General features: G+C 72.3%; 9 protein-coding genes. 7 read left to right on the plus strand and 2 right to left on the minus strand.

Annotated elements, in window-relative coordinates; translation table 11 throughout:
• Positions 1–1,739, plus strand: a 1,739-nt coding sequence (locus ACFTZL_RS07565) for a response regulator (RefSeq protein ID WP_382579410.1), incomplete at its 5' end; no start/stop codon positions are given.
• A gap of 67 nt (positions 1,740–1,806) precedes the next feature.
• On the plus strand, positions 1,807–4,305 hold the full coding sequence (locus tag ACFTZL_RS07570) for a SpoIIE family protein phosphatase (RefSeq protein WP_382579412.1): 2,499 nt from the start codon (positions 1,807–1,809) through the stop codon (positions 4,303–4,305).
• Here ACFTZL_RS07570 and ACFTZL_RS07575 read toward each other — a convergent pair.
• On the minus strand, positions 4,288–5,403 hold the full coding sequence (locus tag ACFTZL_RS07575) for a tryptophan 7-halogenase (protein ID WP_382579414.1): 1,116 nt from the start codon (positions 5,401–5,403) through the stop codon (positions 4,288–4,290). The two genes, ACFTZL_RS07570 and ACFTZL_RS07575, sit on opposite strands and share 18 nt — an antisense overlap.
• Complete coding sequence (locus ACFTZL_RS07580) at positions 5,400–8,453, minus strand: LodA/GoxA family CTQ-dependent oxidase (protein WP_382579416.1); 3,054 nt, start codon at positions 8,451–8,453, stop codon at positions 5,400–5,402. Before ACFTZL_RS07580 ends, ACFTZL_RS07575 begins: the two co-directional genes overlap by 4 nt.
• A gap of 227 nt (positions 8,454–8,680) precedes the next feature.
• On the opposite strand from ACFTZL_RS07580, the gene ACFTZL_RS07585 reads away from it, so the two are divergent.
• The 5 genes from ACFTZL_RS07585 (at position 8,681) to ACFTZL_RS07605 (ending at position 13,007) form a co-directional block, all read left to right on the plus strand.
• Positions 8,681–8,929, plus strand: coding sequence for a hypothetical protein (locus ACFTZL_RS07585; RefSeq protein WP_382579452.1), 249 nt, complete (start codon positions 8,681–8,683; stop codon positions 8,927–8,929).
• The gene (locus ACFTZL_RS07590) at positions 8,929–11,208 is read left to right on the plus strand and encodes a heavy metal translocating P-type ATPase (protein ID WP_382579417.1); all 2,280 of its coding nucleotides are present in this window, start codon (positions 8,929–8,931) and stop codon (positions 11,206–11,208) included. The genes ACFTZL_RS07585 and ACFTZL_RS07590 overlap by 1 nt, the downstream gene beginning before the upstream one ends.
• Positions 11,205–11,729 carry a copper chaperone PCu(A)C gene (locus ACFTZL_RS07595; protein ID WP_382579418.1) on the plus strand — a complete coding sequence of 175 codons (525 nt, stop codon included), beginning with the start codon at positions 11,205–11,207 and terminating at the stop codon, positions 11,727–11,729. The genes ACFTZL_RS07590 and ACFTZL_RS07595 overlap by 4 nt, the downstream gene beginning before the upstream one ends.
• 9 nt (positions 11,730–11,738) lie before the next feature.
• Complete coding sequence (locus ACFTZL_RS07600; protein WP_382579420.1) at positions 11,739–12,347, plus strand: hypothetical protein; 609 nt, start codon at positions 11,739–11,741, stop codon at positions 12,345–12,347.
• Positions 12,348–12,452: 105 nt separating this feature from the next.
• Positions 12,453–13,007, plus strand: a complete 555-nt coding sequence (locus tag ACFTZL_RS07605; RefSeq protein WP_382579422.1) for a sigma-70 family RNA polymerase sigma factor — start codon at positions 12,453–12,455, stop codon at positions 13,005–13,007.
• The last annotated feature ends 34 nt before the right edge of the window (positions 13,008–13,041 follow it).

Genomic DNA, 13,041 nt, shown 5'->3' on the forward strand with positions numbered 1-13,041 from the left:
GCCAAGAGCTGGAGGACCGCGCCAAGCAACTGTCGCTGGCCTCGAAGTACAAGTCGGAGTTCCTGGCCAACATGAGCCACGAACTGCGCACCCCGCTCAACAGCCTGCTCATCCTCGCCCAGTTGCTCGCCCAGAACCCCTCCCGCAACCTGACGCCGAAGCAGGTGGAGTACGCGGGCATCATCCACTCCGCCGGCTCCGACCTGCTGCAGCTCATCAACGACATCCTCGACCTGTCGAAGGTCGAGGCGGGGAAGATGGACATCGCCCCCGAACGCGTGCCGCTGCGCCGCCTGCTGGACTACGTCGAGGCCACGTTCCGGCCGATGACCACCCAGAAGGGCCTGACCTTCGCCATCACCAGGGCTCCGGGCGCGCCCGCCGACCTGGTCACGGACGACGCGCGGTTGCGCCAGGTGCTGCGCAATCTGCTGTCCAACGCGGTGAAGTTCACCGAGCGAGGCGGCGTCGAGCTGCACATCGAGCCGGCGGCCGACGACGACGTACCCGAGATCGTGCACCGCGGCGGCCCCGTCGTGGCCTTCCGCGTCGAGGACACCGGCATCGGCGTTCCCGAGCAGCAGCTCGAAACCATCTTCGGCGCCTTCCAGCAGGCGGACGGCACCATGAGCCGCAAGTACGGGGGCACCGGCCTGGGCCTGTCCATCACCCGGGAGATCGCCCACCTGCTGGGCGGCGCCGTGACCGTGGACAGCATCCCGGGGCAGGGCAGCACCTTCACCCTCTATCTTCCGGTGGCGCGCGCCGACTTCGAGGAGCTCTCCGCCGCACCACGGCCGGACGGCACGCAGGACGACGACAGCGCCGTCGGGCCGGACGAGGGGCAGCGCCCGGGCACGGCTCCCGCACTCCCGGTACCGCACACACGGCGGCTGCTGATCGTCGAGGAGCGCGTGCGCGGGCTGCTCTCCGTGGTCGCGGAGAGCGCCGTCGCCGACCTGGACCACAGCCGTGCCGCACGGGATCAGCATGACGCCGTGGAGATCGTCACCGCCATGGATGCCCAGGAGGCGGCCTCAGCCCTGGCCGCCGGGCCGTGCCACTGTGTCGTCCTCAGCATGGATCTGCCCGACGGCGAGGGCCCGCGACTGCTCGAGGCCGTGGACGGCGATACCGCGCTGGCCACCGTTCCGGTCCTCGTCCACAACAACCACCGTCCGAGCGCGGCTCAGGAGGCCGCCCTGCAGGCCCGGGCGGACAACCGCCCCCTGGAGGTGCTGTCGAGCCTGGACGAGCTGAAGGAACGGATCACCCTGCATCTGTCGGCCGAGCAACCCGGGGACGTGGTGCCGCTCGTGCGGATGGAGGAGGGCCTGGGCACGGCGCCGGAGGTCGACGTCACCCTGGCGGGACACACGGTGCTCGTCGTCGACGACGACGCCCGCAACCTGTTCGCCCTCAGCGGCATCCTCGAACTGCACGGCCTGCGGGTGCTGCACGCGGAGAACGGCCGCAAGAGCATCGACATCCTCACCGCGCACCCCGAGATCCGGCTCGTGCTGATGGACGTGATGATGCCGGAGATGGACGGGTACGCCGCGACCGCCGAGATCAGGAAGATGCCCGAGTACCGGGGCCTGCCGATCGTCGCGGTCACCGCCAAGGCCATGCCGGGCGACCGGGAGAAGAGCCTGGCGGCCGGCGCCAGCGACTACGTGACGAAGCCCGTCGACGCGAACGACCTCATCGCCTGCGTGCGGCACTGGCTGTCCTCGTGACGCCGAAACCCACCGACAGCACGACGCCTCCCACACGCTGTGCGGGTCAGAAGGAGCAAGCGTCCACGTGAGCAACACCGATCTGTCCGGGGAACCCTCCCGGGACGATGAGCCGCGACGGCATGGCGCCGCGGGGGGGGCGGCGGGCGCCGAGCCCGCCGGGGATGACGGCATACCGGTCACCGAGCCGCCCGGCGGACCGCTGGCCTCTCCGGTCGGCCGGCTGGCCGTCACGGTGGAGCGCCTGCGCCACGAGGTGCAAGCGGCGCACGCCGCGGCCGATGGACGCGCCCTCATGGACCTCGCCAAGGGCGTGCTCGTCGAGCGCCTGCACTGCGGTCCCGCCGAAGCCGCCCGGCAACTGGCCGAACTCGCCGAACAGTCGGCGATGACCCCCCTCGAGCTGGCCGTCGACATCATCAACCAGGCGGCACGCGACCGCCTGACCGAGGTCGCGGTCGACTTCGCGACGGCGGTCCGTGGCACCCCGTCCACCATGCCACCCACCGTGTCCGCCGCCGTACGGCTGCGCACGGCGGAAAGCAGTGCCCTGGCCGCCCAGGACACCCAGGCGGTCGCCGACTCCCTGCTGCAGCACGCGCTGGAACCGCTCGGGGCGACCGGCGTGGCGATCTGGGCGGCCGGCGCCGACGGCTCCCTGACGCTCGCGGGCAGCTCCGGGTTTCCCGACGGTGAGGCAGAGCGCTGGCGCTATGTGCCGCCGGGCGTGGCGACCGTCGCCCGCACCGCGCTGACCGAGCGCAGGCCCGAGTGGATCCGATCCCTGGCAGCGGCCGGGCCTCCGTCCATCGGCCGCACCCACCACCCCGACGGAGGAAGGGTCGCCGTCCCCACCGGCGTGGGCGGACGGATCCACGGCGTGCTCGAGATCTGCTGGCCGACCCCGCTGGTCACGCAACCGCCCGCCGTCGTCCGCCAGTTCGAAGCCCTCGCGGAACTGTGCGCCCACACCCTGGAGATCCACTCTCCCTCCTCCTCCCTGCCGCTCGACGGCCCTCCGCCGAGGACCGGACTGTCGGAACTGACGGACCTGGCCGACTCGCTGTACGACCCCGCCCTGGTGCTCGTCCCCCAAGTGGACGACACCGGCCATCTCAGCGACTTCCGTGTCCACCACGTCAACCACCGCTTCCGCGACCCCGCGGGGCGCCCCCGCAGCACCGTCGACGGCGCCCTGCTGCTGGAGGCGTATCCCCTCGCAGCCGACGAGAACGGCCTCTTCAGCCACCTGGAACGGGTCTACGCCACGGGCGAGCCGTTCCGGGCCGGTCACATGACACTCACCGCGCTCGTGGACCAGGTGCCGCTGTCCTCCGTCGCCGAGGTCAGCATGACCCGGCACGGCGACAGCGTGCTGCTGATCTGGCGGATCGAGGACGAGGTGGCACGCCTGGCCAACCTGCTCGAGCACGCGCAACGCCTCGGCCGGATCGGCGGTTTCGAGGAGAACTTCGTCACGGGTGAGATCACCTGGAACAGTCAGCTGTTCGCCCTCTACGGCAGGGCCGAGTCCGACCAGCCCGCCCCCGTCGAGGACCTGCGTGCCCACGCCCACCCGGACGACGCCGTCGCCATCGGCCGCTTCCTGCGGACCGTGCTGCACCACCGCAAGCCGGCGTCGGAGGCCTTCCGCCTGCTGCGCCCGGACGGGGTGACCCGCCACATCAGGGTGGTCGCCGAACCCGTCGTGGACGTCGACGACAGCCTGCTCGCCGTGCGCGGCGCCTACCAGGACGTCTCGGCCCAGCACTGGACGGAGGTCGCCCTCGCCGCCACCCGCGACCAACTCGCCCACTCCGAACAGCAGTCCGCGGAGCGCAACCGACTGGCCCTGCAACTGCAACAGGCCATCATGCCCTCCACGGCGGCACCCCTGGACGCGCCGGGACTGCGCACGGCCGTGCGCTACCGGCCCGCCGAGACCGATCACCTCGTGGGCGGCGACTGGTACGACGCCGTGGTCCTGCCGTCGAAGCACATCCTGCTGAGCGTCGGGGACGTCGCCGGGCACGGCATCGAGGCGGCCACCAGCATGGTCGTGCTCCGCAACGCCCTGCGCGGCCTGGCCGTCACCGGAGCGGGCCCGGCCCAACTGCTGTCCTGGCTGAACAGCGTCGCACACCACCTCTCCGACTCGGTGACGGCGACCGCGGTCTGCGCGCTGTACGACCCCTCCTGCCGTGTTCTGCGCTGGGCCCGCGCCGGACATCTGCCGCCGGTTCTCGTACGGGACGGACAGGCGACGACCCTGCCCCTGCTCAAGGGGCTGCTGCTCGGCGCGGCGTCGGACATCACCTACCAGGAGGCCGAGATGCGGCTGGAGATCGGCGACACCCTGCTGATGTACACCGACGGACTGGTGGAACGCAGGGACCGCTCCATGGAGGAGTCCCTGAAACACCTCCTGGTGACCGCCAGCGCCAAGAAGACCACCCTCGACCAGCGCCTCGACCATCTGCTCACCTACAGCAGATCCGACACGGACGACGACACCTGCATCATCAGCATCGAGGTCATGGAGGCGGCCTCAGGCCGTCGTGGGTGAGCGGCGTTCCCAGAACGGGTGTCCCGGCCAGCGTCGTTCCTCGGCGTAGGTCTCGGCGTGATGCCGCTCGTAGGTGTCCGTGATCCGATCGAGGAACAGGGAGTAGTCGTCGAGGGCGGCCGTCTCGCCGGACAGGCACAGGTCGACGGTCCGGCCGGCGCGGGCTCCGGTGTGCAGGGCGGTGAGGATGCCCTGGGAGGAGAGCGGGTCGAAGGCGAGGGCGGCGTCTCCGGCGGCGATCCATCCGGGGCCCGCCGCCGGGCACAGCCGCAGCCCGTGGGCCGCGGTCCAGCGTGGCGCCGGGGCATGGGCCGGGTCGTAGCCGTCGAGGCGGGTACGGACGTGGCGGGTCTGCCCGATCGCGCCGAGGAAGCCGTCGGCGGTGCGCAGGGCGGAGTGGGTCAGGTCGGTGTCGGTGAGGTGTGCGACCAGACGTCCGGCCGGAACCCTGGCCGTGTACCACCAGCCGCCGGGTACCGCCTCGACGAGCGTACGAAGCTCGGTGTCCTCGGTGCGCCGGCCGGGGAGCCGCCGCCCGAACAACGCGTACACGGCGACAAGCCGGTCCTGCTTGCGGCGCCGTCCCCGCCGGCGGCCGATCACGGCCCGGCGACCGGTGGCGTCCACGACCCAGTCGCAGCGCACCTCTTCGAGCAGGCCGCCTTCGTGGAGCAGTACGCGCCGCTCGCCGGCGGGCGGGAGACGGGGCGGCGGCACGGCCTCGGCCCGGCGCAGTTCGGCGCCGGCGGACTCGGCGGCGCCGCGCAGAAACGCGTCGAACCCGTTCCGGTCCAGGTGCCAGCCGTGCCCGTGCGGATCGTGGAGGTGGCTGCGGCCGTGGAGGGTCTCCGATCCCCAGGAGGCGTAGGTCCCCACGCATCGCAGGTGAGGACCCGCGGCGAACTCGTCCCACAGGCCCAGATCGTGCAGCAGCGGCCTGGCCGCCGGCAGGAGGGTCTCGCCGACCCGGAACAAGGAGGACCGGGGACCGTCCGTGCCGTGGTCGACGAGCAGGACGCGACGGCCGGCCCGCGCCAGGACCAGCGCCGCGACGGCGCCCGCCGGACCGCCTCCGGCCACGACCACCTCGAAGGTCACCGCCCGTCCGGGAAGCGCTCGACCTTCTCGAAGTAACCCGCCATCACCTGCTCTTGGGGTACGTCCGTCTGGGCGAGGGCCGCGGCCAGGACGCCGTCGCCCGAGTCCGCCGCTTCCGGCACATGCAGGCACCTCAGATTCCGCAGAGCGGGCGGAGGCTGCTCCGGCTGGAAGCTCACCGCGGACTCCACGAACATCGTCGTGGGCAGCTCCGGGTCGTCGGAGGCGCCGGTGCGCCGTTCGACGAGGCCGAGCTTGCCGAAGTCCTTGACCATGGCGTTCATCTGCTCGATGCGGTCCGGAGGCAGCCACCTGTCCCACACGGCCCGGCGCTCGAAGGCGGTCCGGCGTTCCTCCGCCGGGCTGCCGGGGTCGATCGCCTTCTCGTAGTCCTGCTCCGTGAGGATGTGGTTGGGCACACGGGCGGGCCAGAAGGTGGGCAGATAGGGGTCGTAGCGCGGGCCGTACCCGAGGTAGTAGCCGGAGCGGCAGCGGGCGGTGTCGGTCTGCCAGGGCACCGCCATCCAGCGCGTGAGATCGCCCGGACCCTGCGCGTACAGCGGACCGCCGGCGCCGAGCGCCGTCTGCGGCGTCAGCACCGCGCCGTAGTCGGACTCGCGCGTGCCGGGATCGCGCGTGCCGGGATCGGGCGTGCCGGGATCGGGCGTGCCGGGATCGGGCGTGCCGGGATCGCGGTGCCGCACCCGGAAGGGGGCCGCGTACAGGGTGCTGTGGCGCATCGGCCAGGACAGTTCGCACCCCGGATGGAACGCGTCGGCCAGACAGAACGACAGGGCCGCGCGGTCGAGCATGCCCGGCCGCTCCCTCAGCGGCACCGCGTCGAGGTTCTCGGGCGGCACCGCCGAGGGGTCGTGGTCGGCGACGAAGTCCCCCGCGGCCCACCGGGCCAGCGAACGGTACTGCAACGGGGTCAGTGTCAGATGCTGCCGCGCGTAGACCGGCCGCACACTCATCGTGTCCCCGTAGAGCGGCGGCCAGGGCACGGGGGAGAGCCCGTCACGGTCGAGGTCCCGCATCGTGGCCCAGATCTGCTGTCGCAGCTCCGCGTTGCGCGGCCCGGGGTCGGCCAGCCTGGCGAGCCGCCCGGGTGCCAGGAAGTGCTCCCGCCCGCCGTGCCCGAACAGCGCGGCGATGCCGCGATTGACCCATTGGAGGTCGCACAGGCGCCGCAGGACCGGCAGGACGTCACGGGTGAAGGAGACCTTGTCCGGCGGTGTCAGGGTGCCGGCCGACACGAAGACGTCACGCATCAGGTCGTACATCGTGCGCACGGATGTCAGCTCCGGCGCGAAGTTCGGCGGCGCCACCACCACCCAGGCCGGTTCGACGGGGACGGAACGGCCGTCGATGCGCACCTGCGCCCTCACCGGGCCGTCGGAGACGTCGTCGTGCCAGCCGTCGTTGTTGGCGAAGTGCGTGGCCTGAGCGTGGTCCGCCGAGGCCGAGACGCCGTGTCCGCCGAGGAACAGCAGCCGGCCGGCGCCGTCGGTGCGCACCTCACCCAGAGGGACGGGCTTGCCGAGGAAGCGGCCCGTGTCGAACCGGTACTCGGGCCGGCCCGCGCGGTCCCGGCCGCGGATCGAACGCGGACCGGGGTCGATGACCAGCCGGCCGCGCTCAGCGGGCGGCACCTTGGGATTGCGGGGCGTGGTGTTGGGTGCGGCCGCGGCTTCGGGGATGTCCAGGGCAAGCTGGAACTGGTACCAGGCGGCCTTCTTGTTGGCCACATGCACGGTCCACCGGATGTCCGCGTTGTCCGCGGTCAGCTCGGCGACCGGTTCCCCGGCGGCGTTGTAGCCGTAGACGCGGAAGCGCGCCGCCTGCCGCTTCAGGGCGCCGGTCGCGTCCTTGTACGAGCCGGTGGGCAGCGGGGGAGGGGCGTCCACCTCCGGTGCGAGGAAGAACTCGTCCGCGCTGTCACCGACCCGCGCCACTCCGATGGCGGGATGGATCGCGGCCCGCACGATCCGGGTGTCACGCCCGTGGGGTTCGGCGGACGGCGGCCGTGCGGGACCCGGCTCCGCCACCGGAACGCCGTTCGCGTCGCGGCGCCGTGCGGCCGACGCCCGGTACACGACCTTGCGGGCGTCGGCCATGCTGCCGACCGGCCGGTGCTCGGCCAGGCAGTGCCAGGGGTTGTAGGCGAGGTTCTCGCCGTAGGCGTCCTGACCGCGCGCCCGGACATCCTGCTGACGCAGGGTCAGTCGCGCCACGCGGACCGGCGCGCTCAGCGACTCCTCCCAGCGCACGGTGGCACGGTCCAGGGGCATCCGGTCCGGGTCCGTGCGGAACTGCACCAGCAGGTCGAAGGCGGCCTCGCCCGCGGCCAGCCGGTGCCGCAGATCCCCCCGCATGAAGGAGGGGTCCTCGTCAGGCGGCGCCGCCTGCGGATCACCGGGCGGGCAGGAGACCGGCGCGAGCACGTACTTCACATGGCGGTCGGCCCCGAACGCGTACGGCAGCACGCCCCAGTACCTGGCCGTCAGCGTGCTCTCCTCGGGCTTGCGCATGGCCTGCAGAATGCTGCGGGTCTCCGGATGCGCGTTCTGGTACGCGACCGGATCCTGCTGGAACTCGCACATGTCCCGGGCGGTGTCGACGAAGAACACGTCATGGTTCTGCAGAATGAGATCCTGCGTGTCTGTCCGGCCCTCGTCGTCCAGCAGCTTCGGGCCGGGAACGCCGAACAGCTTGATGCCCATTCCGAGGGTCCGGCGGAAGTCCGGACGGTCCGGCAGGATGTCGCTGGAGAAGCGAACCCAGGCGGTCAGACCGCCTTCCTGGTCCCGGGCGGCCTTGAGGAATCCGATACAGAGGTCCGGCGGCAGATCGGGGGCGACCGTGAGCACCCCTCGGGCGGTGCCGTGGTACTTGACGAAGACCGGCCGCAGCACCGGGTCCTGGCCCTGGGCGATCCGCTGCCCCATGCGCTTGTCCACGAATTCGGCCACGATGCCGGCGATCGGCTCGGCCGCGCAGTCGGCCAGGGGCTGAGAGGAGTTCTGGTGCTCGTCGGCTGTCCCGGTCATGGGCGCGCTCTCCCGCTGGTCTGGCTGATTCGGCGTTCGTTCCCTGCTCATAGGTGGAACAAGACCGGAGAAAATATGCCTAAGTCGCTCGTTCGGCGTACTGCGCCGGCCACGTGTGACAGGCGCCATATACGCCCTCCGGAACTCGACTGACGGCCCGTCCGACCTCTGAACCGGTGCGGCGCGATCCCAGCGACGTCGTACGACATGACCTGGAGACGCGGTTGATGGACGAGGCCCGGCAATCCCCTTCGAGCAGCGCGGGCACGGGCTTGCGGAAAGCGGCGCCTCCGCCCGCGCTCTGCGGCTTCCTCCTGCTGCTGGTGCTGATCTTCGCGGTGTCCTACGCCGTGGGCGTCGGCGCCGGCCCTGTCGCACCCGGGATGCACGGCGACAGCACGAACCGCGACGGCGGCGACCCGGGCGGTGGCGGGGGCATGGGAGACATGGACGGCATGCAGGGGGGACACGGCTGATGGGGGCCGAATCGGGGGCCGTTCTGGTGACGACCGACCTGACCGTCGGCGGCATGACCTGCGCCGCCTGTGTGACCCGGGTCGAGAAGAAGCTCGGCAAACTGGACGGGGTCACCGCGACCGTCAACCTGGCCACCGGCATGGCTCGCGTGAGCCATCCGGCGGACATCGGTCCGGAGGAACTCGTCGCGACCGTCGAGAAAGCCGGCTACACCGCCGCCCTGCCCGAGCCGCCCGAGGCGGAGGAGCCGGCGGACGATGACGGCGACGATGCCGAGGGTACCCGGCGGGAACGGCACCGGCTGGTCGTCACCGCCCTCCTCGCGTCGCCCGTGCTGGTCCTGTCCATGGCGCCCGCGCTGCAGTTCCGCAACTGGCAGTGGCTGTGCTTCGCACTCGCCGCGCCCGTGGCCGTGTGGGGTGCCTGGCCCTTCCACGTGCGGGCGGTCCGGGGGCTGCGGCACTCGGCGGCGACGATGGACACGCTCGTGTCGCTGGGCGTGGTGGCGTCCTTCGCCTGGTCGACGTACGCGCTCTTCCTCGGGGGCGCGGGCGATCCCTGGATGCGGATGCCGTTCACCCTGGTGCCCACCGCGTCGGACGGCGTCGCGCACCTCTACCTCGAAGCGGCCGTGGGCGTACCGCTGTTCGTGCTCGCGGGGCGGTTCCTGGAGGCGCGGGCGCGGCACGGGACGGGGGAGGCATTGCGGTCGCTGGCCAGGCTCGCGGCAAAGGAGGTCTCCGTCCGGGCGGACGACGGCTCGGAACGGCTCGTCGCGATCGAGGAGTTGAGGGCCGGACAGCTCTTCCTCGTGCGGCCGGGCGAGCGGGTCGCCACCGACGGGCAGGTGACGGAGGGCAGTTCGGCCGTGGATCTGTCCCTGGTCACCGGCGAGAGCGAGCCCCTGGAAGTCGGGCCGGGATCAACGGTGGTGGGCGGCGCCGTCAACGCCGGCGGCCTGCTGCTCGTACGCGCCACGGCCGTCGGTGCCGATACGCAACTCGCCCGGATCACCCGGCTGGTGACCGAGGCACAGGCCGGGAAGGCGCGCGCCCAGCGGCTGGCTGACTCGGTGGCCGGGGTGTTCGTGCCGGTCGTGCTCGCTCTGGCCGTCACCGCGCTCGGGTTCTGGCTGGGCGCCGGTGCCGATCCGCAGTCCGCGCTCACCGCGTGCGTCGCCGTCCTGGTGGTCGCCTGTCCGTGCGCGCTGGGCCTCGCCACCCCGACCGCGCTGATGGCCGCGACCGGCCGGGGCGCTCAGCTCGGCGTTCTGGTCACGGGTCCGCAGGCCCTGGAGGGGCTTCGGCACCTCGACGCCGTCGTGCTCGACAAGACCGGCACCCTCACCACCGGACACATGACCGTCGCCCGGGTCACGGCCGTACCCGACGGGCTCGGGAGGGCGGAGGTACTGCGGCTGGCGGGGGCGGTGGAACAAGGGTCGGAGCATCCGCTGGGGCGGGCCGTCTGCGCCTACGCGCGGAGGGAGCCGGGCGGGCAGAGGTTGCCGGACGTGAGCGAGTTCAGCGCGCTGCCGGGGCGCGGGGTGCGGGGGCGCGTCGAGGGACGGCTGGTCGAAGTCCTCGCCCCCGACGACGACTTGCCCGGCGAACTGGCGGATGCCCTGGCCGGGGCGGAGGCTGCCGCTCGTACGCCCGTGCTGGTCCGTGTGGACGGTACGGCCGAGGCCTTGATCGAGGTCGGGGACGTCCTGCGGCCCGGCAGCTACCGGGCCGTGGACCGGCTGCGGCGCCTCGGCGTACGGCCCGTCCTGGCCACCGGCGACCGTGAGGCGCCCGCCCGGGCCGTCGCGCAGGCGCTCGGCATCGAGGAGGTGCACGCCCGCTGCACCCCTGAGGACAAGGCCGACCTCGTACGGGACTTGAAGGAGCAGGGTTACCGGGTCGCGGTCGTCGGTGACGGTGTGAACGACGCGGCCGCGCTGGCGGGTGCCGATCTGGGCATCGCCATGGGCGGCGGCACGGACGTGGCGGTCGGCGCCGCCGACGTCACGCTCGTGCGCGGCGACATCGAGGCCCTGGCGGACGCGGTCCGGCTCGCCCGGCGCACGCTGGCGACGATCCGCGCCAACCTGGTGTGGGCCTTCGGCTACAACGTCGTCACCGTCCCGCTCGCCATGGTGGGCCTGCTGAACCCGATGCTCGCCGCCGCGGCGATGTCGGCCAGTTCGGTGCTGGTCGTCGCCAACAGCCTTCGGCTGCGCGCCTGGCAGCCCTCGCCCTCGACCTCCCCCGCAGCCCGGGGACGTACCCGATGACCGGACAGCGCCCCTGGCGCCCGACCCGAAGCCGGCTCACCGACACCCTGCTCGCCGCGGTCGCACCCGTCGCCGTATGCGGGCTCGCCCTCGGCGGACTGAGTGTCTGGACCGCTTACGGCAACGCCGGCACTCCTGCCTCGATCAAGGTCACCGACGGCAAGGTGTTCGCGCCCACGGGTGACACGCCGGACACGGCGGCCTTCTTCCGCATCAGCAACAGCGGAGGCGCGCCGGACCGATTGCTGAAGGTGACGACCGCCGAGGCCGGCGACCGCGGGCCCACACTGAGCCGCCACGTCATGACCAGCTCCAACACGGCCTCCGACCGGACGGTGTCCTCGGTCGGAATCCCGGCCGGGAGGAGCCTCGCGATGTCACCGGCGAGTCTCGACGTGATCGTGCCGGTGAAAAAGGGCTGGCAGCCCGGTGACCTCGTCGCCTTCACACTGCACTTCGAGCGCAGCGGGGCTGTGAAGACCCTCGCGGTGGTGGTCCGTCCGGGACAGGCCAGGGGCTGAGCAGCCGTCATGACCGCCGGGTGGTGTGCGCGCATGGTGCGGGCCGCGGTGTTCGCGGCCGTCTGCCTGCTGCTTGCCGCCGTCGGGCACGTGCTGATGTCGGGCTCCACCGTGCCGTCGTGGACACTGGCCGCCGGGTTCGCCGTCACGAGTGGCGTCGGCTGGGTACTGGCGGGCCGTGAACGAGGCTTCCCGCTGATCGTATCCGTGGTCGTCGTGGCCCAAGGGGCGCTGCACTCGGCCTTCTCGTGGGGCCGGTCAGCGGGCTCGATGGATATGGGATCCATGCACATGGGCCACGCGGCGCACATCGAGCACCTGGGCCACATGGGCCACGGCACAGGCGACACCTCGTCGCTCGGCATGCTCGCCGCCCATCTGCTGGCCGCTCTGCTGACCGGTGTGTGGCTGGCGTTCGGCGAGCAGGCCGCGTTCCGTCTTCTGCGGGCCGTCGCGGGCTGGCTGGCCGCTCCGCTGCGGCTGCCGCTGCTGCTGCCCGCCCCGCCATGTCGGCCCCGCCCGCGGCCGACGCGCGAGCGTGCGGAGCGGGTCCCGCGGCCGGCCTTCGCGTACACGATCACCTCTCGGGGTCCTCCGGCCGGGACCGCTGTCCTCTGAGACAGCCGGCGCCATCCCACTACCGTCCCGGGACCCTTCGGCCGTGGCGTGTTCACCCATGCCGCCTTGCCGAACCGGTCCCGGATCACCCGAGAAGGACATCAGGTGATCACTCCTGTCCGCGACGACCGTGCCACGGCCTGGGCTCTCGCCGCCCGGACCGGCGACCCCGACGCCGTCGACCGCTTCGTACGCGCACTGCATCCGGACGTCGTCCGCTACGTCACCTACCTCTCCGCCGACCGTCAGATGGCCGACGACCTGACGCAGGACACGTTCCTGCGGGCGCTCGGCAGCCTGCACCGGTTCGAGGGACGCTCGTCGGCGCGCACCTGGCTGCTGTCCATCGCGCGCCGCACGGTCGTCGACAGCCTGCGGTACGCCGCCACGCGGCCGAAACGGGCCGACGTCGACGACTGGGCGACATGGGTCGAACGCGCCCAGCCGACCGGCCTGCCCGGCTTCGACGACGGCGTGGCCCTGCTCGACCTGCTGGACACGCTGCCCGCCGAGCGCCGCGAGGCGTTCGTCCTCACCCAACTGGCAGGGCTGCCCTACGAAGACGCCGCGCAAGCCGGCGGCTGCCCCGTGGGCACGATCCGTTCGCGGGTCGCACGGGCCCGGGCGACCCTCGTCGCGCTCCTGGACGAGGGAACTTGATCCGAAGAAGCGGGGAACTCAAGCCCGACCTCGA

Origin of the sequence: Streptomyces sp. NPDC056948 (genome assembly GCF_042674225.1) — a bacterium.
Lineage (GTDB): Bacteria > Actinomycetota > Actinomycetes > Streptomycetales > Streptomycetaceae > Streptomyces > Streptomyces purpurascens.

Excerpts from the sequence above, each read along its gene's own strand:
- ACFTZL_RS07580 (WP_382579416.1), bottom strand. The coding sequence starts at position 8,453 with ATGACCGGGACAGCCGACGAGCACCAGAACTCCTCTCAGCCCCTGGCC.
- ACFTZL_RS07585 (WP_382579452.1), top strand. The coding sequence starts at position 8,681 with ATGGACGAGGCCCGGCAATCCCCTTCGAGCAGCGCGGGCACGGGCTTG.
- ACFTZL_RS07590 (WP_382579417.1), top strand. The coding sequence starts at position 8,929 with ATGGGGGCCGAATCGGGGGCCGTTCTGGTGACGACCGACCTGACCGTC.
- ACFTZL_RS07595 (WP_382579418.1), top strand. The coding sequence starts at position 11,205 with ATGACCGGACAGCGCCCCTGGCGCCCGACCCGAAGCCGGCTCACCGAC.
- ACFTZL_RS07600 (WP_382579420.1), top strand. The coding sequence starts at position 11,739 with ATGACCGCCGGGTGGTGTGCGCGCATGGTGCGGGCCGCGGTGTTCGCG.